The sequence below is a fragment of the Bacillus sp. AFS037270 genome (genome assembly GCF_002585305.1).
Genome location: NZ_NUNF01000033.1, coordinates 26,174 through 47,353, shown reverse-complemented (window position 1 = coordinate 47,353; position 21,180 = coordinate 26,174). Strand labels below are relative to the sequence as shown.

General features: G+C 38.2%; 21 protein-coding genes, 1 other RNA gene and 1 pseudogene. 19 read left to right on the top strand and 4 right to left on the bottom strand.

The genetic code is table 11. The features are described 5' to 3' along the window. Positions 1-17 precede the first annotated feature (17 nt). Positions 18-146, top strand: coding sequence for a hypothetical protein (locus COD92_RS32885; protein WP_255286518.1), 129 nt, complete (start codon positions 18-20; stop codon positions 144-146). A 105-nt stretch (positions 147-251) separates the two neighbouring features. Beyond that, a complete protein-coding gene (locus COD92_RS16985) occupies positions 252-797 on the top strand; it encodes a hypothetical protein (RefSeq protein ID WP_098527597.1) in 546 nt (181 codons plus the stop codon). Positions 798-830: 33 nt separating this feature from the next. Here COD92_RS16985 and COD92_RS16980 read toward each other — a convergent pair whose 3' ends face one another. After that, a complete protein-coding gene (locus COD92_RS16980) occupies positions 831-1,727 on the bottom strand; it encodes a TetR/AcrR family transcriptional regulator (RefSeq protein ID WP_098527598.1) in 897 nt (298 codons plus the stop codon). Between the two features lie 192 nt (positions 1,728-1,919). On the opposite strand from COD92_RS16980, the gene COD92_RS16975 reads away from it, so the two are divergent. From COD92_RS16975 to COD92_RS16960, 4 genes are all read left to right on the top strand, one after another. Then, positions 1,920-3,446, top strand: coding sequence for a DHA2 family efflux MFS transporter permease subunit (locus COD92_RS16975; RefSeq protein ID WP_098527599.1), 1,527 nt, complete (start codon positions 1,920-1,922; stop codon positions 3,444-3,446). A 386-nt stretch (positions 3,447-3,832) separates the two neighbouring features. Next, complete coding sequence (locus tag COD92_RS16970; RefSeq protein WP_098527600.1) at positions 3,833-5,008, top strand: glucose-1-phosphate adenylyltransferase; 1,176 nt, start codon at positions 3,833-3,835, stop codon at positions 5,006-5,008. Positions 5,009-5,294: 286 nt separating this feature from the next. Beyond that, entirely contained in the window at positions 5,295-5,894 is a 600-nt protein-coding gene (locus COD92_RS16965; RefSeq protein ID WP_098527601.1) for a hypothetical protein, read from the top strand. Positions 5,895-6,084: 190 nt separating this feature from the next. Then, positions 6,085-7,668: a glucose PTS transporter subunit IIA gene (locus COD92_RS16960; protein ID WP_098527602.1), complete on the top strand. Its 1,584-nt coding sequence runs from the start codon at positions 6,085-6,087 to the stop codon at positions 7,666-7,668. Positions 7,669-7,741: 73 nt separating this feature from the next. Here COD92_RS16960 and COD92_RS16955 read toward each other — a convergent pair whose 3' ends face one another. Beyond that, positions 7,742-8,128, bottom strand: a complete 387-nt coding sequence (locus COD92_RS16955) for a GNAT family N-acetyltransferase (RefSeq protein ID WP_098527603.1) — start codon at positions 8,126-8,128, stop codon at positions 7,742-7,744. Positions 8,129-8,464: 336 nt separating this feature from the next. Here COD92_RS16955 and COD92_RS16950 point away from each other — a divergent pair, with 336 nt between their 5' ends. Then, positions 8,465-8,755 carry a hypothetical protein gene (locus COD92_RS16950; RefSeq protein WP_098527604.1) on the top strand — a complete coding sequence of 97 codons (291 nt, stop codon included), beginning with the start codon at positions 8,465-8,467 and terminating at the stop codon, positions 8,753-8,755. 109 nt (positions 8,756-8,864) lie between these two features. Here COD92_RS16950 and rnpB read toward each other — a convergent pair. Then, positions 8,865-9,247: RNase P RNA component class B (rnpB, locus tag COD92_RS16945), an RNA gene on the bottom strand. A 227-nt stretch (positions 9,248-9,474) separates the two neighbouring features. Here rnpB and COD92_RS16940 point away from each other — a divergent pair. The 3 genes from COD92_RS16940 to COD92_RS16930 all read left to right on the top strand — a co-directional run bounded on the left by COD92_RS16940 (position 9,475) and on the right by COD92_RS16930 (position 11,001). Next, the gene (locus COD92_RS16940; protein ID WP_098527605.1) at positions 9,475-9,849 is read left to right on the top strand and encodes a MerR family transcriptional regulator; all 375 of its coding nucleotides are present in this window, start codon (positions 9,475-9,477) and stop codon (positions 9,847-9,849) included. 18 nt (positions 9,850-9,867) lie between these two features. Beyond that, positions 9,868-10,176, top strand: a complete 309-nt coding sequence (locus tag COD92_RS16935) for a thioredoxin family protein (protein ID WP_255286524.1) — start codon at positions 9,868-9,870, stop codon at positions 10,174-10,176. 690 nt (positions 10,177-10,866) lie between these two features. Further along, positions 10,867-11,001, top strand: a complete 135-nt coding sequence (locus tag COD92_RS16930) for a BA3454 family stress response protein (protein ID WP_098527607.1) — start codon at positions 10,867-10,869, stop codon at positions 10,999-11,001. Between the two features lie 143 nt (positions 11,002-11,144). Here COD92_RS16930 and COD92_RS16925 read toward each other — a convergent pair whose 3' ends face one another. Beyond that, a complete protein-coding gene (locus COD92_RS16925; RefSeq protein ID WP_098527608.1) occupies positions 11,145-11,633 on the bottom strand; it encodes a hypothetical protein in 489 nt (162 codons plus the stop codon). 381 nt (positions 11,634-12,014) lie between these two features. On the opposite strand from COD92_RS16925, the pseudogene COD92_RS32880 reads away from it, so the two are divergent. From COD92_RS32880 to COD92_RS16875, 9 genes and pseudogenes are all read left to right on the top strand, one after another. Continuing rightward, positions 12,015-12,216: pseudogene (locus COD92_RS32880) on the top strand (hypothetical protein); the annotation flags it as partial. Positions 12,217-12,775: 559 nt separating this feature from the next. Beyond that, positions 12,776-13,588 (top strand): formate/nitrite transporter family protein, encoded by an 813-nt coding sequence (locus tag COD92_RS16910; protein WP_098527609.1) that lies wholly within the window; start codon positions 12,776-12,778, stop codon positions 13,586-13,588. Positions 13,589-13,744: 156 nt separating this feature from the next. After that, on the top strand, positions 13,745-16,717 hold the full coding sequence (gene fdhF / locus COD92_RS16905; RefSeq protein ID WP_098527610.1) for a formate dehydrogenase subunit alpha: 2,973 nt from the start codon (positions 13,745-13,747) through the stop codon (positions 16,715-16,717). Then, complete coding sequence (locus tag COD92_RS16900) at positions 16,717-17,196, top strand: helical membrane plugin domain-containing protein (RefSeq protein WP_098527611.1); 480 nt, start codon at positions 16,717-16,719, stop codon at positions 17,194-17,196. The genes fdhF and COD92_RS16900 overlap by 1 nt, the downstream gene beginning before the upstream one ends. 37 nt (positions 17,197-17,233) lie before the next feature. Continuing rightward, the gene (locus COD92_RS16895; RefSeq protein ID WP_098527612.1) at positions 17,234-17,590 is read left to right on the top strand and encodes a Na-translocating system protein MpsC family protein; all 357 of its coding nucleotides are present in this window, start codon (positions 17,234-17,236) and stop codon (positions 17,588-17,590) included. 16 nt (positions 17,591-17,606) lie between these two features. Beyond that, complete coding sequence (gene fdhD, locus COD92_RS16890; RefSeq protein ID WP_098527613.1) at positions 17,607-18,413, top strand: formate dehydrogenase accessory sulfurtransferase FdhD; 807 nt, start codon at positions 17,607-17,609, stop codon at positions 18,411-18,413. Between the two features lie 402 nt (positions 18,414-18,815). Then, positions 18,816-20,315: a nitrate/nitrite transporter gene (locus COD92_RS16885; RefSeq protein WP_098527614.1), complete on the top strand. Its 1,500-nt coding sequence runs from the start codon at positions 18,816-18,818 to the stop codon at positions 20,313-20,315. A 104-nt stretch (positions 20,316-20,419) separates the two neighbouring features. Beyond that, positions 20,420-20,884, top strand: coding sequence for a hemerythrin domain-containing protein (locus tag COD92_RS16880; RefSeq protein ID WP_098527615.1), 465 nt, complete (start codon positions 20,420-20,422; stop codon positions 20,882-20,884). Continuing rightward, positions 20,877-21,173 carry a hypothetical protein gene (locus tag COD92_RS16875; protein ID WP_098527616.1) on the top strand — a complete coding sequence of 99 codons (297 nt, stop codon included), beginning with the start codon at positions 20,877-20,879 and terminating at the stop codon, positions 21,171-21,173. The genes COD92_RS16880 and COD92_RS16875 overlap by 8 nt, the downstream gene beginning before the upstream one ends. Positions 21,174-21,180 lie beyond the last annotated feature (7 nt).

The window sequence follows — 21,180 nt, the reverse complement described above, 5'->3', positions numbered from 1 at the left end:
AGGATGGTGTAAAAGACATGGCGAAAAACAAAAAGAGCAAATTTTCAAAGAATAAAAAAGGTGCTCCAGAGGCTGATGTAGAATTTGCAGGAGAAAATGGCCTTGAAAAAATGGCGATAAAGGCACAACAAAATCATAATCAGTAAGCCAGTTGGGACAGTATATCTGTCCCTCCATTTTAACAACGTCATAAGGCGGTCTTTTTACTTTTTCCGATAATGATTGCCTAAAATATAGGTGGAGTGCTGCTTATGATCGTCTATCACGGATCAATAAAAAAATTTGAACAATTTAATAAAGAAACAGTGGTCCAAAAATTGAGTAACGATATCGATACAATTGGATTTTGGTTTACTGCTGATGTCCATTCTGCAAAACCATTTGCCATCGGAACGGAAACCGTTATCGAAAAATCAGAAACGGAGTTTTGGGATGATGGTGAACCAAAAATCGTGCAACTCGAGAAGCCAGTCAGTGGATTTATCTATCGAGTTTTTATTGATGAACCTAATCTAAAGGAATACGAATCCTATGATTTATTTATGAGTGAACGTGACATCTATTGTGATTATCTAGCAACCAAAAAAAGAAACCCTACCTGGAAAGATCAAGTCATTCTATTAAATAAAGAAGAAGCCAATGCCAATCTTCGTAAAAAGTTAATCAAGCAGGGATACGAGGGTTTGGTAATCCGAAACACAACGCTTCATGACAAGATTACAGATTTGTATTGTATCTTTTCGGAAAATTCCCCCTATATAGCCGACGTCATTCCAGTAGATGAATTGGAGCATTGAAAAAAGTGCGAAACCATTTCGCACTTTAGTTGTTTAAATATTTGATTTTACACTAAGAAAATCCTCAATAATTTCCTCAAGCTTTTGTAAATCCGGCTGCCAGATATCTCCTGATATTTCTCTTAATGTGGCAAGAGCACTTTTAATAAGGAATTTTCGCGGCGTCTTGGAATGGATGACTTCCTCCTGAATAAAGTCCAGTAACTCAAAATGTTCAAGTTGATCTGCGCCCTCATTCATATGTTTTTTTAATGCGGAAACGATATGATAAAGTTTTTTCTCAAACACTAGTCCAGTTTTATTACATTCAGGGAGCCATTTAGAAAGAATTTCTGGATCCAATAATTGATCCCCGCTACTTTCCACTTCATCCACCATTTTTACCACTCGTTCCACTGTAAAACGGATAACATGCTTCAAACTGCTATCCATTTCATGTGCCAAAAAATGATAATGAATATTATGATGGAGCATTCCAGTGAACATGACTGCACAATCTAGTAGATATGGGTGTTTGCTTTTTTCAAAAATGTCTAAAAAGCGGTGATAAATCCAACTAAGATGCATAATTTGCATCCTTTTTAAAAATTGTTTTAAGGCCGGGTCATTGGAGACAAAGACTTCTTCGAAAAGGGTTAACAGTTTATTCCTCTTATTAAAAGCCATATGCAACTCAAGCTGTCCGATAAATATTTCAATATCAGCTGGATCTTGTCCAATTAAGAGATGATTCCGCTCCTGATCGATTTTCTTCCCCAATGAAGTAAAAATGGCAATCAACAATTCATTTTTGGATGAAAAATAATTATAGAAGGTACCCTTTGAGATACCGCTGTATTCTAAAATATCAATAATCGAAGTGGCTTGAAAACCTTTTTCGACAAACAATTGATGGGCTTTTGCAATAACTTGCTGCTTTCTATCGTTCATTAAAATCACCTTTATTTTCTGATTAGACTGATAGTACAAAATTATTGTACCTCATTTTTGACTCCTAGACAAATATCGTTAAATTACTGATATTTTTTAGTTGCAAAAAATGAACTAACGGTTTATGATATTGTTTATGCAGAATAATAGTACAAAAAATTGTACCATCAGTTTACACAAGGGGGAATACAAATGGAATCAACGATAACAACTAATCGCCCGCCCTATGGCATTATTGCCATTTTGATGATCGGTGCGTTTATTTCCATGTTAAATGAAACATTATTAAACGTCGCACTGCCCTCCATTATGAAGGATTTAGATGTAAATGCATCGACCGTTCAATGGCTGGCAACCGCGTATATGCTGGTAAATGGGGTTATGATCCCAGCAACTGCGTTTTTAATACAAAAATATTCAGTAAGAGGATTATTTTTGACAGCCATGGGCTTATTTACGGCAGGTACGATTATTGCCGGATTTGCTCATGTTTTTCCACTATTATTAGTGGCCAGGATGATTCAAGCATCAGGTTCCGCAATTATGATGCCACTATTAATGAATGTTATGTTAACAAGCTTTCCGCCTGAAAAAAGGGGAGGTGCGATGGGTCTTTTTGGATTGGTATTCATTTTTGCCCCAGCCGTCGGACCAACTCTATCAGGTTATTTAATTGAACATAATAGCTGGAGAATTTTATTCCACCTCGTATCACCAATCGCGGCTGTTGTCCTATTGGTTTCCATTTTCATATTAAAAGATAAGAAAGCCAAAGTAGATATCCGTCTAGACCTATTATCATTGGTGTTATCAAGTATCGGATTTGGCGGATTGCTTTATGGATTTAGTTCTGCAGGTGATAAAGGCTGGGATAGCCCTCAGGTGTACGCAACCATAATTGTAGGTGCAATCAGCTTGGTGTGGTTTGTGCTTCGTCAAAACAAACTTGAGAAGCCGATGTTGAATTTCAAAGTTTATAGATATCCGATGTTTGCTTTATCCTCTGTCATTTCGATCGTTATTGCCATGGCGATGTTTTCAGCGATGCTGCTTTTACCGATTTATGTGCAAACGATTCTCGGCATCACACCATTAAAATCAGGTTTATTAATGCTTCCTGGTTCAATCTTAATGGGGATTATGAGCCCAATCACAGGGAAATTATTCGATAAATTCGGCGGCAGAGTTCTTGCTATAATTGGTTTATCGATTACGATCTTTACAAGCTATATGTTCAGTACATTAACATTAGATACCAGCTATACGGAATTAATGCTTATATATTCAGCACGTATGTTTGGGATGTCAATGGTTATGATGCCAGTTATGACAAACGGATTAAATCAGCTTCCTGCACGGTACTATCCACATGGTACAGCGATGAACAACACGTTACAGCAGGTATCGGGTGCGATCGGTTCGGCTCTTTTAATAACGATTATGTCAAACCGAACGAAAACACATGCCACTGAACTGGCGGATTCTGCAATGAAGCATGTTACAGGAAAACCGACTGCGGAAATGATCGCACAAATGAAGCAAGAAATTGCCATGAAGGCGATGTTGGAAGGGATTAACGATGCATTCCTAGTTTCCGTTGGGATTGCCCTTATTGCTTTAGTTCTTGCATTCTTTATTAAACGGGCGAAACAAGCAGAAGATCCAGAAGAATCAAAGGCTGCACAACAAAAAGTGGTTAACAAACTCGCACAGAATTAAACCAGAAAGGGTGCCCTATGTTTGGGGCATCCTTTTTTGTTACATAAAAAAATCAATAAATAGCAAACTAACATTGTTGGTAAAGTTTACTAAACATGAAAAATATCCTCAATGAATACAATCAAACTAAGGTGGAGTAAATACATAGTAGTTCAGTTTCTAAAATGGCAGCTGATTTTGGACATGGTGTATGAACAATAATCTATCAAAAACAACAAATTTTCGAAAGCCTTTTCTGTATTATATTGGAAAAATAACTGTAAGAAAAACTAACCGAAAAGTTGTTATTCAAAAATTTTGGATTATTATTTAATTATTAGGATGACAGATTTTGTAAATACCCTAATTACTAATCTCCATAAATAAAAAATAACAAGGAGGAGACCATGACAAAAAAACAATGTATTGCCATGCTTTTAGCCGGCGGCAAAGGGACTAGATTAAAAGACCTAACCACATATACCGCAAAACCTGCTGTGCCATTTGGTGGAAAATATCGAATTATTGATTTTACATTAAGTAACTGCAGCAATTCTGGTATTGAAACAGTGGGTGTTTTAACACAGTATCAACCACACACACTTCAAAATTACATTGGTGACGGAAAGTACTGGGACTTAGCTCGGAAAAATGGCGGCATCACGATCCTTCCTCCTTTTCAAAGTGAGACAGGGGATCGATGGTATGAGGGAACGGCTCATGCTATTTATCAAAACCTTCAATATATTGAGAGTCATAATCCAGAGAATGTTTTAATATTATCCGGAGATCACATTTATAAAATGGACTATAATAAAATGCTCGATCAGCACATAGAAACAAATGCTGATGTCACGATTTCTGTCATTAATGTTCCTTGGAGAGAGGCTAATCGTTTTGGCATTATGAACATAGATGCAGATTCCATGAGAGTACTAGATTTTGTAGAAAAGCCAAAACGGCCTAAATCTAATCTTGCTTCAATGGGGATCTACATTTTTAAATGGAAAATGCTAAAAAGATATTTAGAAATAGAGGAGAAAAGACCATTTTCATCTAAGGATTTTGGAAAGGATGTAATCCCTGCAATTATTAATGATAACCATCAGGTGTATGCTTTTCGCTTTAACGGTTATTGGAAGGATGTTGGTACCGTTCAAAGCCTTTGGGAAGCAAATATGGATTTACTTTCTTATGAAACCAATCCTATTTTACAAAATGAAGAGTGGGGGATTTATACTCGCGAAACCTCCCAACAGCCTTTTTATTTGGACGGAAAAGCTGACCTTTCCCAATCATTAGTTTCGGAGGGCTGTAAGGTGTTTGGTAAAGTAGAAAATTCGGTTCTTTATAACGGAGTTACTGTAAGTAAAGGTGCGGTAATCAAAAATTCAGTCATTTTGCCAAATACGTTTATTGGCGAAAATGTGGTGATTAATCGATCCATCATTGGCAGTGATACGTTCATTTATTCCAATGTTCATGTGGGAAATACTAATCCTTTCAGTGAAATTACTCTAATCGGAAACAACCAAATCATCAAGAAAAATAGGCCGAAGCAAATAAAAGGAAATGTAGTTTAAGTTAATATAAATTTATTAGGTCAAAAATAAAAGCTCACCCAAAAGGATGAGTTTTTATTTTTGGCCTTAATTGCTATAAATAAAGAACTCCCTCTAAAACATTGAATGGTATGAAAGAAATTATAGCTATCCCCAACCTGATTTTTTATAAAAAAACCATACATCAATTGCTAATCCAGGAATACATGTTAGAGATAGCTCCATTCTTCATCTTATAGGAAGATAATGTTTAATGTTATCAATAAGCAGAATCGGATCGTTATTTACCAGATTGAGGGGAATGCTTATGCGATTTAAAAAGTGGACTGTGAGAGTATTTAATAAGAAACATGAGATTACAGTCGGACCGTATAACAAGAATGTGAAGTTAGTCGTAGGGAGCCTGCTCGGTGCGATTGCGGCCATACTTCAATCAGCAGGATTGATAGGCGGAATTGGTTATGCGTTTAGCATTATGGCAACAGGGCCGATTGTCCTCTCGACGGTCATTTCGATCCGAATCGGGCTGTTAACGTATGCGGTCACTACCCTGTTATTAATCATTCTGCAGCCTAGTGAAGTTTTGGTTTTCCTGTTTACCACCGGCTTTCTCGGTATTTCGCTTGGGATTGGATTTAAACTCTATAAAACGGGAACTGTGGTTTCGTTAATGGGAGGAACCTTCCTCACGGCCGGGATCCTTATATTACTTTATCTATTTCAATTCCCCGTATTAGGTCCTTTAGTCTCAAGCAAGGTAAGTGGTACAGTGGGATTAGGCGTTTTCCTTTTTGGGCTGTTTTATAGCTGGATTTGGATGAATCTATGCATGGTTGGAATGAAACATCTAAATAAGGTCATGGTGAGAAAGTTATTAATTGAAAAAGATGAATCAAGCTGCAGGTGATGGAAAATCAATTTCCTTCACCTTTTTTATTTATTTCGAATTGAACCTATACAAGTAATCTATTTGCTGAATGATTTTATGAGAAAAAGTAAAAATAAGATAGAAATCATAACTTGAAGTCTGCACAAAAAGATCTGCTTATTAAATTGGATGGACTGACAGCAAACTTCAACCAAGGGAGTACATAAAAATGAATGCTATTAATACGAGTGATTCTAAGACAGAAAAAAAAGAAACCGTTATGAATAAAATTTTAGGAGCCATCAGCGGAAGTTTCGCGCCAATTCTTGGGGTACTTGCGGGATCTGGCTTAATTTCTGCATTAATATCGATTTTAACGACATTAGGATGGTTATCTCCAAAAAGCGGAACCTATGCTATCCTTGGTGCAGCAGGGCATGCTATTTTTTACTTTTTCCCAGTGTTTCTCGGGATTACATTAGCCTTAAAACTCGGAGCCAATGGCTATGTTGGTGGCGCTATTGGTGCTGCGCTTTTGGAACCGCATTTTACAGATTTAGTTGCTTCACATGCTCAAAATGTCAATTTCTTAGGGATTCCAGTTATACTAGCGAGTTATTCTTCAACCGTTTTTCCTATATTAATTGCGGTTTCCATTTATTCGGTATTAGATAAGTTTTTGAAAAAAGTGATTTATAAAGACTTGCAAATGTTTGTTAATCCACTTATTTCTTTACTTGTTATTGTTCCTTTAACCGTACTTATTTTTGGTCCTTTTGGTACCTATGTTGGAGGTGCGTTAGCAGTTGTTATTAAATTATTAAGTTCAACAAGTGGAATGTTGACAGGAGCGGTGATGGGAGCTGCATGGTCATTCCTGACGATATTAGGTCTCCACTGGGCCGTAATACCAATATTCATTGCAAATCTAGCGGCTGGCGGTGATCCGCTTAGCCCGATGATCGCCGCAGCTCCTTTCGCCCAAATTGGGTTGGGCCTTGGGGTTTTCTTTAAAACCAAAGATAAAGACTTGAAAACACTCGCTGCATCAGGGCTTGTTCCTGGTGCATTAGCAGGAACAACTGAAATTATCACCTATGGTATCCTCGTCCGTTACAAAAGAACGATGTTGATTGTGGCAATTGCTGGAGCTATTGGCGGGGCAATTAATGGAATGTTTGGGGTGAAAGGGACTGCATTTGCTCTCCCTAGTTTCTTGTCTGTTCCTGTATTTACACCAATTGGGCTATATTTAATTGGTACTTTAACGGCTTTAGTTATAGCAATGGTACTTACACTTATTTTGGGATATGAGGGTAAAAGCGACGTAGAACCTGTAAAAACAGTCAAGGATGTAAATAGAGAAACCATTTTAAGTCCCTTAAGTGGAGAAATTGTGCCATTAAGCAAAATTTCAGACCCTCTTTTTTCAACTGAAACGGTAGGAAAAGGAATCGCAATTGATCCAACAAAGGGGGAAGTGGTATCACCTGTAGATGGAGTTGTGACTACCTTATTTCCAACCGAGCATGCGATTGGCATTACTTCGGAAGATGGAGCTGAAATTTTAATTATAGTTGGGGTTAACACCATCAAGCTGAAAGGGCAATTTTTCACTTCTCATGTAAAACAATGGGACACAGTGAAGAAGGGTGACTTGCTCATTGAATTTGACATTGAAAACATCAAAGCCGCTGGCTATGATGTAAAAACACCTGTCGTCATTACTAATACTAATCAATATATAGATGTTGTGCCAACCAGTGATGGAAATGTCCAAGTAAAAGATGAATTAATAAGGCTGGTTGTATAAGGAAAACGGTGAGAGAAAGTTCTCTCACCGTTTTCCTATTGCTTATGTACTTTTAATGTTTAGTGTAAGAGGTTTATGCGAGTATTTCTGACAGTCTGCTTGGGAATGAATCATGTATGTCACATTTTACAAAAAAGGCTTTTGTATGTTCATCGGGAACAAAATGAGGATCTGGATAAAGTTCTTTTAGGGTCTTAATCATTTTTTTACCGATTCCTTTCCCGCGATGGGAGGGGTTTACGGAAATATGTAGTATTTGCATCAGGTCCTTTTCAACAAATAAAACACCGACAAGACCAATAATACCTTCCTCTTCCTTCCACAAAAAAAGCTGCCGGTCTTGTTCTGTTTCATATTGTGTTATGGTCTTCTGAAGCTTTTGGAGATCTTTTTCATTCGGCATAAAAGACAATAGTCCCATGGCAATTTTGTTAAACATTTTTTTGTAACGTGTCAACATAATTAAATCCCTCTCTAAATAAATAGACTGATACTGCTAACCGCTCATGTAATACTTTGTAACTATGATCATTTGATTTTTTTATTATATAACAGAACTACATACAATGTAACATATAAAAAAGCTAATAGTTTTACAATCGTATTAAAAATGGGTTGCAGCGGAATTAATTATCAATTCTGAAAAAATAATATTTGAAATTTTTCGTATTAAATTGATTGAATCTTTCCCGAAAGATTAGTTTACCTGGGAAGACCTGGCTACTTTATTTTTCACATTTTTTTAAAAAAATAAGGAAAAATAATAAAGATAAATCAAGCAGAATGGGTGATTCCAATGTCATTTATATACAATCTTTACAGCTCAAAAGAATTTGGATTTACAAAATCATTTCATATTAAATGCGAGATACCGCCTCATAAATTTCGTTTAATCATGTCGGAATTTCGGCAGAATGGAGAAGAGAACACGGAAGACTTTGTTAAGTATATGAGTGAAAACTTTCCTGATTCATTCCAACTTTTTGAATATGACGATGTTTTACAATATGATGCTGACCAGGAAAACTCTGCTATCCTGGCAAATCTTTTAACAAACGGGAAGGACGACTTCCATGAAACGTTATAATAACGTTTCATAAAGGATATGTATGTAAGGGGCAGGGATTAAGTAGCTGACTAACGAGTTATCCCGCCATAAGTGTGCTTCTATAAACAATTTAATCAGCATATGAAATGGCTGTAAGCCAGGTTCTGTACTTCCGTACTGCAAACGGCTGCTAGCCTTGTACAGGAAGTAGTAGTCATATAACTATCGACCAATGGTCAATTCATCCGTTAGGTTCATTTCCCGCAGGATGATGCCCCTACCTAATTTGGGTTGCTCGCTCGTGGGGTTTACCCGTTCCACCTTTTCCGTTTCCAGAAAAGCATCGTCACTGTGGCACTTTCAGGCTACTCTCAGCATATCCCGAAGGACTTAGCATGATTTCACCGCCGTCAGCCGATTGTTAATCGACTGCCCACCCTTGCAGATGGCACGAACACTACAGGCATCTCAGCACTGTGCGAGCCTGGACTTTCCTCAGCTCCTCAAAAGGAACCGCGACTACTCACCATTTCATATTTAATTCGTTCAGAAGCGACACTACATACTATATCAGGATTAAAAGGTTAAATCTTTAGGAGGTTACTTCCAGTATTACCAATCATGCTATAATCAAAGGAAGGTAAATTTCTTTCCTATATTGTCCTCTTATTGTTAAATTTATGAAAAAACGTATTGACCCTCACATTAATGTGAGGGTTTATAATGTGCTTAAGACATCACGAAGGGGGGAAACCTCATTGAAAATTGGTGAGCTATCTAAATTAACTGGTGTGAGCATTCGGTCATTACGGTATTACGAAGAACAAGGAATTCTAAGCCCATTGCGATTGGAAAACGGCTATCGCGAATATCATGATTTAGCAGTTGAACAAGTCAATACAATTAAGTTTTATTTAAGTTTGGGACTATCGATTGAGCAACTCTCAGGCTTTTTGCATTGCGTTCTGAAAAAAAAGGAAGCGTTCTGTACGGAAGTACTCCCTATTTACGAAGAAAAACTGGAGGAACTGGATCAACAAATTGAATTACTGACAATGATACGCTCCAACCTAGTTGATCGGATAACAGCAATAAAAAACGAACAGATTCCCCCGTTTGGTGATGAAAAATAAAAGGAGGTTTTATCATTGATGAAAGAATTAGACTTTCATACATTTGATAAATTTATAGAAAAAGGAATAACAATTGTTGAATTTGGGGCCCCAAGATGTGCTCCATGCCGTATACAGGAACCTATACTGAAGGAACTATCGGAAGAGTGGGCGGAAAACATTTTAATTGCTAAGGTGGATGCAGATAAAGAATTGGAGCTAACGGCAAAATATAGAATTCAGGGAATTCCCACTATGATTTTATTTAAAAACGGACAAATAGTGGAGTCACTACGAGGTCTCCATTATAAAGAAGAAATAAAATCAAGAATAGAAAGTGTTGTCTAAGAAACCATAAAAAAGTAGTGTTATCATGTTGATAGCAACTACTTTTTTTATGCCATTTTTAATAGGTATAAACCGGTCTTTCTGCCAATCTAGCTGATAAAGATTCATTTAGATCAGATTTAACAAAAAATGCTTTTGTATATTCGTCGAGGATAAAATGAGGAACTTTATATAGTTCTTTTTGGACCTTAACCATTTTTTTCCTATTACTCGGCCACAATGGGATGGGTTTACTGAAATATGTATGATTTGCATGACATGCTCATCTACAAATATAACTCCAACAAGGACTCGGACTTTTTTAGTTAGACTATTTTCGTATAAATTGTTGTTTTCGTATAAGTTCATCAACCCGTGTAGATAGATACTTTGTGGCATCTTTTGTAAGAACATTTGCGGAAATTGCCTAGAAACTTAGTAAATGATCCCTTTTAAGGTCCAAAAGCAACAAAGTTTCCGAATATATTTCGACATTTTTCTTCGTTATAAGAATTGTAACAACATACATAAGAGAATAAATCATAAAAAGTTTGTTGATTTTATTAACTTTTCCAGTCAATACCGTTGATAGGGGGAATATTTCTTGTTTGTTAAGTTGATAATTTGTCAAATCTTGACCTTTTTTTTAGCTTTAATCACTTTCATTTTATTTGTAAAATATAAAAAAGTTAAAAAAGGGGATAGAACAAAATGTACAAGTATACAATCTATGTAACTCATAAAGGGAAAGTTTATCAAACCAATGTAATAGCTCCTAAAAACCAAACAGAAGAAGAAGTTTACCGAATCGCAAAAGAACAAGTTCTGAAACAATGGGCGAATTAAATACGGGATCTTGGATTAAAAGGATTTCGAATGGTACTTCCTCATAAAGGGCATCCGGTCGTTATGTCTGGATACCCTTTTCTTTGAGAGTTTATTTACCTTTACGATTAACTATTCAACACCAACTTATTCTAAAATAACCTCTAACACAAAACTATTATCCTATAGGGTGTCGTTTGGGCGGGGATACTTTTTGTGGAAGGTCCATAGACAACAATTAGATCTCGGTTCGCAGGGTTTCTTTTAAAGGGTTGCCCATTTGTTAAAACAATTTGGGTATATGGAGATATATTTAATTGTAATCGTCCATCACTACTCAGCAATTGACTATCGAAATAATCTACTTTTACATTCTGATAAGGACTATCTTTTACCATTACAAGTGCTCGATATTGTGGTGGATATATAAGAGGAACCGGTGCATTCCCATCATAATATCCGGTTACTCTATCTCCAACAGCCACCATTAAATGATCTACAAAGTAAGTTGTGGGTGAAACCACGAAATTTACGATTGTTCCCATTCCGTTTTCTACAGACATTAATTTATTACAGCTTTCTTCTTCACCATTTTGCCCTATAAGATCACTAATCATGGTGATAGTACCATGAAAAGAATAGAAATTTGTCATTCTTATACCCCCCAGAGATAATACATTTGAACTTGAAACAAGCGTGATTTTTCGACATTAGTAGAGGCTGCTTAACTTTGTTCCAAGTATCGCTGTTGCCAATCTTTCCGATATAAATTGAGTACCATTCCAGGTTAAAAGGTATTCGACCAATCCTAATGTATTCGAATTAGAAATGCCAATTATACTTAAGCTGCCATACATATGATCAGGAATTGTCTGTACAAATAAACCCCTCCAAAACAGCGGCTCATTACTTTGTGTACTATATGTAGGTCGATACCTATATGACTGTGTTGGCGCCCATAATGTAATATAAATGTGCTTTACATTTTGTATTTGATTTGTCAAACACTTGTGAATTGTTCATAAAACTTAGCAGAAGCATATGCGGTCGATGCTGGAGGAATTGCAAGATGTTTATTCAGATACACTTATGTATGGCTATGAGGTTTTGATCAATTTTGGTTTTATCCAACCTTCGTTGGTCGAAACTCTAATCTCAGGGTATCGTTGGACTGGATTTAGATGGGTTTATTTCGGAATAGACTTACGACAAATTCAATCGTTTACTTGCTATTAAATAGAATAGGGGGCCTTACTTCAAAAAGGAGTAGAGCCTTTTTTATTGTTTGACTAACGGTACAGGTTTGTTGAATAAAGAAGAAAAGTACCAACGTATTGAGAGGAATTATTAGTGAAACAAAAGCCGTAGCCACTATCCAGTCATCGATGTTCCGTGGAGTGAAGCTAGCTGGTTTGGCATTATGAATAATGAAAAAAACCAAAAAAAATTCTTAAAATGTTCACAAATCTGTATTTACATGATACTATTAGAAAGGTTTATAGAGTATGGAAAGTTCATTGATGCCAGTTAATAAAAAAATTGACTGCAGCATCCTGTTCTTGACGTAGTGTATTTGGCGGGAAAGATTGCTAGTATGAGATATGCTCAGCTGTCAGCCCACTATAAAACGGTACATGCATTGGCATGAGAACCGATTTATGGTGGGCTTTTTTGCGTTTTTGAAGCAGGAGCGAAGCATGGGGACGGTTCTCCTGCTTCTAAAGGAGCAAGAGAACCGTCCCCGTGCTTCCAGAACCGCCCCCATGCTTACATCAACTAATGGGAGGAAAAGTTTATGGCGTTTCATAGTTCCAGGCGTATTGTGGAGTTAGCAGTTGAGGCTGGTGCCAGAAAGGCATCAATGAAGCCTGGACATGCACTTTTATTAGGATTTTTAGGCGGTGCCTTTATTGCACTTGGATTCCTATTAGATATCCGAGTAACCGCTAATTTACCGGAGGAATGGGGTTCCTTCAGCTCACTAATTGGTGCTGCGGTTTTCCCAATAGGACTAATATTAATCGTAATTGCAGGTGGAGAATTGGTTACAGGAAATATGATGGCACTTCCGATTGCCGTATTAGCAAAGCGTGCTACGCTAGGACAATTAGTGAAAAATTGGCTCTTAATATTAGTAAGTAATTTTATGGGAGCAATCTTCGTTGCCTACTTCTTTGGTCACATAGTAGGGTTAACGGAAACAGGTCCTTTCCTAAACAAAACCGTGGCAATCGCAGAAGAGAAAATAGACGAAACCTTTATTCAAAGCTTAATTTCCGCTGTTGGTTGCAACTGGCTCGTTTGCTTAGCTGTTTGGATGGCTTTTAGTTCAAATGATATTGTTGGAAAAATGTTTGCCATTTGGTTTCCGATTATGGGGTTTGTAGCGATCGGCTTTCAGCAAGTTGTAGCTAACATGTTCGTAATCCCTGCAGCTATCTTTTCAGGGCACTTTACATGGGGAAATTATTTCACTAATTTTGTCCCAGTAGTATTGGGAAATGCTATTGGCGGCGCGGTTTTTGTTGCCTTCATCTATTGGATCATTCATAAAGAATCTCTTCAAACATTAGCAATAGCAAAGCCAAGTATCAAAAAAGCTGTTTAACGACTAGTATTTGTACATTAAACATATTAATAGTTTTATAGAAAAAGAAGGACTAGTTACAGTTAAGGAAGAATTCAGGATAGGATATATTGGTCATAAAAGTGATCTTATTCGTAGATAAATAGATTTCTTGCTTTGAAAGAAGGAGGACTTACAGTGAAAGAAAAAATCAATGTGCTTATTAATGGAACAGCACATGAGGTAGAAAAAGGAACGCGTATTTTAGATTATTTTCTGCAACAGGAAATGGACCATCCGCACATCTGCTATTCTGAAGTTCTAGGTCCAGTGCAGAGCTGTGATACCTGTATGTGTGAAATAAACGGTAACATTATGCGTGCATGTTCGACTGTGATGGAAGACGGCATGGACATTTTGACCTCGTCTGAGCTTGCGAAGGAAGCACAGGAGGAAGCAATGGACCGTATTTTAGAAAACCATCTATTATACTGCACCGTATGTGACAATAACAATGGCAATTGCCGTGTACATAATACGGCAGAAATGATGGGGGTTGAACACCAAACACGCCCTCATCGTTCTAAAGACTATGAGGTAGATATGTCTCATCCGTTTTATCGGTACGATCCAGATCAATGTATCTTATGTGGACGTTGTGTGGAGACCTGTCAGGATCTTCAAGTGAATGAAACGTTAACAATTAACTGGGAAAGCGGTCAGCCTCGTGTTTTATGGGACGGAGGAAAAAGTATTAACGAATCCTCATGCGTATCTTGTGGTCAGTGTGTGTCCGTTTGCCCTTGTAATGCCTTGATGGAAAAATCGATGCTTGGAAATGCTGGATTTATGACAAGCATCTCAGATGACTTGCTTACACCGATGATTGACATTGTCAAAGCGGTAGAGCCTGATTATCAAACAATTTTTGCCGTTTCAGAAGTAGAAGCAGCGATGCGTGAAACACGTATAAAGAAAACAAAAACCGTTTGTACGTTCTGCGGTGTAGGCTGTTCCTTTGAAGTTTGGACAAAAGATCGTGAAATTCTCAAAATCGAACCATCGGAAAACGCTCCTGTAAATAGTGTTTCCACCTGTGTAAAAGGTAAATTTGGCTGGGACTATGTAAATTCAAACGAGCGGATTACGGCACCTTTAATCCGTCAAGGTAATGTGTTTGTAGAAGCAACTTGGGATGAGGCCCTTTCTCTCGTTGCAAAGAAATTGGGTGGGATTAAAGAAAGTTACGGTAGTGATTCCATCGGTTTTATTTCATCCTCTAAGATTACGAACGAAGAAAACTACCTGATTCAAAAATTGGCCCGCCAAGTGTTTGGAACCAATAATGTGGACAACTGCTCTCGTTATTGTCAGTCACCAGCTTCATGGGGATTACAACAAACAGGAGGCATCGGCGGCGACACCGGAACAATTAAAGATATAGCGGGTGCGGGTCTTGTCATACTTGTAGGATGTGCCCCTGCAGAAGGACATCCTGTACTTGCGACACGTATCAAACGTGCGCAAAAACTTCACGGACAAAAATTAATTACCGTTGACGTGCGCCGACATGAAATGGGAGACCGTGCCGACTTGTTCGTTCGTCCGAAACAAGGAACAGACTACGTATGGCTATCAGCTGTTACGAAGTATATGATCGATCAAGGCTGGCATGATGAGCCATTTATTCAAAAGCATGTCAACCAGTATGATGAGTTCTTAAAAATGATGGAGCCATATACTCTTAAAGAGGCAGAAAAGATTACAGGTATTGCTAAAGAAACTTTGATTCAAATGGCAGAAATGATTCATGATGCGGATGGAACAGTGATTTGTTGGGGGATGGGTGTGACACAAAACATCGCGGGTTCACACACTTCTGTTGCGATTGCAAACCTACTCCTTGCAACAGGAAACATGTTACGGCCAAATGCTGGAGCATACCCGTTACGGGGACATAATAACGTACAAGGCGCAGCTGACATGGGGACGATGCCGAATATCTTCCCTGGATATCAGTTAGTAACGGATGACCAAGTACGTGCAAAGTTTGAAAAGGCTTATGGTGTCGACATCCCTGCAGCTTCTGGTCTCGACAATATTCAGATGCTGGAAGCCATTGATAAAGGCGAGATGAAGGCGATGTTCATCGCTGGGGAGGATATGGCATGGGTTGATGCTGACTCCAATCATACACAGGAAATGCTTTCTAAGTTAGATTTCCTTGTCGTACAAGAAATCTTTTTATCAACTACAGCCCAATTCGCAGATGTTATTTTGCCAGGAGCTCCTTCTCTTGAAAAAGATGGAACTTTTACAAATACTGAACGTCGCGTACAGCGTTTGTATCAAGCATTAGAGCCTCTTGGGAATAGTAAACCGGACTGGTGGATTCTTACACAGCTCGCGAAACAGATGGGCTTTGAATGGAATTATACTCATCCTAGTGAAATTTTTGCGGAAATGGCAAGCTTAACTCCTTTCTTCAGCCAATGCAGCTACGATGTTCTTGAAGGGTGGAACAGCTTCCACTGGGGTTCTCCTGATGGATCAGACACACCGCTGCTTTACCAAGACGGCTTTCATTTCCCAGATAAAAAAGCTCGGTTCGGTCTGTTTGATTATGTGCCGCCAGTGGAGTTCCCGCAAGAATTCGATCTTTCATTAGATAATGGACGTCTGTTGGAGCACTTCCATGAGGGAAACTTAACACAGAAATCAGAAGGACTTAACTACAAATTCCCGAAAGTTTTCGTTGAGGTATCCCCCGAACTTGCAGAAGAGCGCGGCGTAAAGGATGGTTCACTTGTACGTCTTGTATCTCCATATGGGGCGATTCGCCTGCCAGTTCTAGTAACAGACCGTGTGACAGGAAAAACGGTGTATGTGCCAATGCATTCCTCCAGCCACGAGAGTGCGGTTAACCTGCTTACTGGAGGGGCAGTAGATGTGGTGACACATACACCGGCATACAAACAAGCCAAAGTTCGGATGGAGGTCCTTGAACTTAACGGGGAAAATCCACTTCCAAGGTACAATCCACGTAATGCGACGCGAACACCACAGATGGGCCTTGAGATTTACCGCAAGTGGGAACGCGGAGATTACGTTCCGATTGCCAGTGTAAACGAGTATGTTAAGCCTGGTTTCTATGACAGGAGGAATGGGTAATGGCTAAGCCAATACAAACTATTCAAAAAACGGAAGTGACAGAAGAAGAAAAGAAAATAGAATCCCTGGAGAATCTTCTTTCCGGGGTCGCACAAAATAAGGATTCGTTACTCGAGACGTTGAATCTATTACAGGAATTGCATGCTAGCGGAATGATGGATGCTTTAGGAAGTCTCTTAAAAGCAAAAGAGAGCGCAGCAAAAATCGCGGTCGGTCAGCTTACACGAAAACCAGTGACAAACATGATTAATAATGCAATGGCTGCTGGCGGCATTTTGACTGAACTGGATCCTGAAACAACCAGTAAGCTTGCCAAAAGCTTGACGGCTGGATTGAAAAAGGCCGAGCAAGGATTAAAAGCCGATACCAAGTTTGGGCTCCTAGACTTAATGAAGGCCGTAAAAGATCCTGATATCAACCGTGCTTTAGGATTTGGATTTAACCTGTTAAAGGGTATTGGAGAAGGATTAAAAGAGTAACAAGGAGTCCGAACTGTAAAGATGAGGAGGGCGGTTAATGACAAAGAATATGGAACATCAATTTAGTATGCTTGTTCGTGAAGTAAGAAAAGAATATGTTGGCAACGGACCGAAGGAAATCACCACGAAATTTATCGGTTCCTGGGCGATCAGCGAAATGAAAGGAAACCTGACAAATGTAGAAAAGTTCATGATCCATTCAGAACAGGGCACACAGATGGTACATGAGACGAGAACAAGATTCGTAAAGGAAATCTATAAAAAGCCAGAGGTCCTGTTAAAATTTGAAACCTTGATGGGTGCAAAGGTTTTGCGGCTTTTTTCCGATATTAATATCGAGGAAGATATAGCAATGACCGTATTCGTCTTTGACCAGTCTATCGAGGAAAAGTAACTAGGAGTGAATAAGTATGGACCAGCCAATGAAAATGGAAAGCTATGTATGGAGGTATGAGAAAGGCGCCATACACAAAGTAACGGATACCATTGTAACTGAATATCCAATAACGATTGTTCTCAATGAACAAGAGTTCGCTACACTTGTTTGCAGCCCTGAGCATATCGAAGAACTAGTAGTGGGTTTTTTAGCGTCAGAAGGGATCATTAGCAGTTATAAAGAAATTAAAGAACTTACGATTATCGAAGCAACAGGCCGTGCGATTGTGAATACGTATAAAGTAAACAAACTCAACGAGATGTTTCACTCGAAACGATATGTAACATCTTGCTGTGGTAAAAGCCGGCAAAGCTTTTATTTTTATAATGATGCTAGAACAGTTAAACCACTTGAAGACGTAGATGTGACGGTTACTATTGACCAATGTTTTCATTTGATGAGACTAATGCAGGAGTCGTCGGTTATCTTTCAGGATACAGGTGGAGTACACAATGCAGCCCTTTGTGATTATAACGGTATCATCATAGACCGTACAGACATAGGACGACATAATGCCCTGGATAAAATTTATGGTCATTGCTTGCAGCATTCAATATCTCTTTCGGACAAAATTATGGTGTTTAGTGGCCGTATTTCCTCAGAGGTATTATTAAAAGTAGCCAAAATTGGATGTGGTATTGTTCTGTCAAAATCAGCTCCGACTGAATTGGCCCTCAGGCTGGCAGAAGAGCTTAATATCACAACCGTTGGCTTTCTCCGCAATCATTCATTAAACATTTATACAATACCCGATCGGATAGAGGTTCCGAGTGTTGTATGACATATATAAAAAAGTGCCGTTTCAGGATTGAAGCGGCACTTTTTTAATGGTTGAAAAGACCGGCTTAATAATCAAGGTTTTAAATTGACTGTTTGAGTGTATGATGATAAAAATCTCTTGCGTTGGTTTTGGGTGTGTTTGTTTTAATATGTTTAAAGATATTTTTGTTCACGTATGAATTGTTGTGTTCTAAATGAAAATATCAAAATTCATATCTAAAACAATAGAAATTTTTAAAAACTTTTCTCTTGAAATGACACATAAGTTTAACAAAATACGGTTGATTTGACCGAGATTTAAAAATAAATTTAGTATAAACTAAGTTTAGATAATCCATATTATGTAAAATTACCTGGGGAAATGGCTCAATTGGTACAAATTTCGAAAGGAGGAAAATGATAAATGCAATCGCAAAAATGGCAATTAACTCTTCAAACGTTAAGCCTTGTGGTTGGGTTTATGTGCTGGGTTATTATTTCATCCCTGATGGCAAAAATTAAATTGGATATACCGCTCACTGCTAACCAAGTCGCCTTAGTAACAGCCATACCAGTAATATTAGGCTCAATTTTACGAATATTTTTGGGGTATTGGACTAACAGGTTTGGTGCGAGAAGCTTGTTTTTTATTAGCTTTCTCATTTTAATTTTTCCCGTCTTCTATTTAAGCATGGCAGATTCATTTTTCGATTTAATTATCGGTGGCTTAGTTCTAGGAATGGGTGGCGCGGTCTTTTCGATCGGTGTTACGTCACTGCCAAAATATTATCCAAAGGAACGGCATGGGTTTGTTAATGGTATTTATGGTGCAGGTAATATTGGCACAGCAATTACTTCCTTTAGTGCACCGGTACTTGCGAATGCTTTGGGCTGGCAAAATACGATTCGATTATTTTTGGTACCTATTATTTTGTTTGCCATATTAAACTTTTTGTTTGGTGATCGGAAAGAACAAAGGGTTCATAAACCCCTTACAGGGCAAATCAAAAGTGTCTACAAAAATGAAAAACTTTGGTTTTTAAGCTTGTTCTATTTTATTACATTTGGTTCATTTGTTGCCTTTACGGTGTATCTTCCTAATTTCTTAGTAACCAATTTTAAATTAACAACGGTTGATGCCGGGCTGAGAACGGCAGGTTTTATTACATTAGCCACCATTCTTCGCCCCATCGGCGGGTGGTTAGGTGATAAATATAACCCCTTTGAAATTTTATTTATCGTATTTGCAGGATTAACCGTATCAGGAGTTCTGCTTTCTTTTTCCCCAACCATAACCCTCTATACAATTGGCTGTCTGGCTGTTGCCGTTTGTGCAGGGATTGGAAATGGAACCATCTTTAAGCTCGTTCCGTATTATTTTTCAGAACAGGCTGGGATTGCAAACGGAATTGTTTCGGCAATAGGCGGATTAGGCGGATTCTTTCCGCCGCTCGTTCTTTCGATGGTATTTGGTATTACTGGTCAATATGCGATTGGATTTATGTCACTTGCGATGTTTTCACTGGCAAGCTTTGTGATTGTGGTATGGATGTATTATCTTGAAAAATTAAACATGGAAACCAAGATTTTAGAGAACGTCGGTCAAAGTATGATGGTAACAAACACAAATGGAGTTATTGAGAAAGTAAACCATGCTTTCACCAGGGTTACAGGCTACCAAACAGAAGAAGCGGTAGGAAAGAACCCCAGTCTATTACAATCCGGGAAACATGATCAGAATTTTTATCAAAAAATGTGGGGTTCCATCCATAACCAAGGTTATTGGCAGGGGGAAATTTGGAATAAGCGAAAAAATGGCGAAATCTATTTAGAATGGCTGACCATTAGTGAAGTGAAAAATGACGCTGGGGAAGTAAAATATTATATTGGTTTATTTAGCGATATTAGTGAGAAAAAGAGCTGAGGGAAAAACTTCAGTTCTTTTTCCCATTTCTGAGAGTATAGTGGGGACTGGGTGGAAAAACTTACTAGTAATAAATAAGACTTGAATAGAAAGGATGATTGAACTTGTCAGGACCGAGTTTACGAAAGCAGGATGCCCATACAGCCATACATGAATCAGCGTTAAATGAAGCGATAGAATTACGGATGTTATTGCAAAAATGCCTAAGAGAAGACCAAAGAGAGAAAGCCCTAAAAGTAGCAGAGGTAGTGATTGAACATTGGGAATCTAGAACCTTACAACATGCAAATTCGGAAGAAGAAGGATTATATAAGGAAATGGTTGAGGAGCATCCCTCTTTACATCCCACTGTCCTCCAGCTCACTCGTGATCATGACCTTATGCGGAAAATGGTAGAACAAATGAAGAATCTGCTGATAAACGATCAGATTGATGAAAGAATGGTCTCCTTACTAGATTCCTTAATTATTGTTGACTCTATCCATAATGAAGATGAAATGAATAACCTCCTGTCACATAACGAAAGCTATACAATGGAAATAATGGAAAAAGGTGAAGATATTGCTTGAAGAAAGACTATTACGTTATGCTGTGCCAGCCCTATATGACAGAATGGCAGACATTTTTGCAGCCTATCATATTCACCCGTATGATGTTCACGCAACGGCGATTAAAGAAGATGATGGCTATGATGTCTCAATAAGGTTTGCGGCTGATTTTTCGCAAGTCTCAACAAAACATTTCACTGGTGAACAGGTAAAACATCCTGGTGAAGACGTGACTCACTTTTTTCAAGAAGCGGCAGAAACATGTAAATCCTTCCTCATTACAGATTACTTTAAAATGATGAAGCAATAAAGGAGCT

Coding starts and splice junctions, on each gene's coding strand:
- COD92_RS32885 (WP_255286518.1), top strand. CDS start 18: ATGGCGAAAAACAAAAAGAGCAAATTTTCAAAGAATAAAAAAGGTGCT.
- COD92_RS16985 (WP_098527597.1), top strand. CDS start 252: ATGATCGTCTATCACGGATCAATAAAAAAATTTGAACAATTTAATAAA.
- COD92_RS16980 (WP_098527598.1), bottom strand. CDS start 1,727: ATGAACGATAGAAAGCAGCAAGTTATTGCAAAAGCCCATCAATTGTTT.
- COD92_RS16975 (WP_098527599.1), top strand. CDS start 1,920: ATGGAATCAACGATAACAACTAATCGCCCGCCCTATGGCATTATTGCC.
- COD92_RS16970 (WP_098527600.1), top strand. CDS start 3,833: ATGACAAAAAAACAATGTATTGCCATGCTTTTAGCCGGCGGCAAAGGG.
- COD92_RS16965 (WP_098527601.1), top strand. CDS start 5,295: ATGCGATTTAAAAAGTGGACTGTGAGAGTATTTAATAAGAAACATGAG.
- COD92_RS16960 (WP_098527602.1), top strand. CDS start 6,085: ATGAATGCTATTAATACGAGTGATTCTAAGACAGAAAAAAAAGAAACC.
- COD92_RS16955 (WP_098527603.1), bottom strand. CDS start 8,128: ATGTTGACACGTTACAAAAAAATGTTTAACAAAATTGCCATGGGACTA.
- COD92_RS16950 (WP_098527604.1), top strand. CDS start 8,465: ATGTCATTTATATACAATCTTTACAGCTCAAAAGAATTTGGATTTACA.
- COD92_RS16935 (WP_255286524.1), top strand. CDS start 9,868: ATGAAAGAATTAGACTTTCATACATTTGATAAATTTATAGAAAAAGGA.
- COD92_RS16930 (WP_098527607.1), top strand. CDS start 10,867: ATGTACAAGTATACAATCTATGTAACTCATAAAGGGAAAGTTTATCAA.
- COD92_RS16925 (WP_098527608.1), bottom strand. CDS start 11,633: ATGACAAATTTCTATTCTTTTCATGGTACTATCACCATGATTAGTGAT.
- COD92_RS16910 (WP_098527609.1), top strand. CDS start 12,776: ATGGCGTTTCATAGTTCCAGGCGTATTGTGGAGTTAGCAGTTGAGGCT.
- COD92_RS16900 (WP_098527611.1), top strand. CDS start 16,717: ATGGCTAAGCCAATACAAACTATTCAAAAAACGGAAGTGACAGAAGAA.
- COD92_RS16895 (WP_098527612.1), top strand. CDS start 17,234: ATGACAAAGAATATGGAACATCAATTTAGTATGCTTGTTCGTGAAGTA.
- fdhD (WP_098527613.1), top strand. CDS start 17,607: ATGGACCAGCCAATGAAAATGGAAAGCTATGTATGGAGGTATGAGAAA.
- COD92_RS16885 (WP_098527614.1), top strand. CDS start 18,816: ATGCAATCGCAAAAATGGCAATTAACTCTTCAAACGTTAAGCCTTGTG.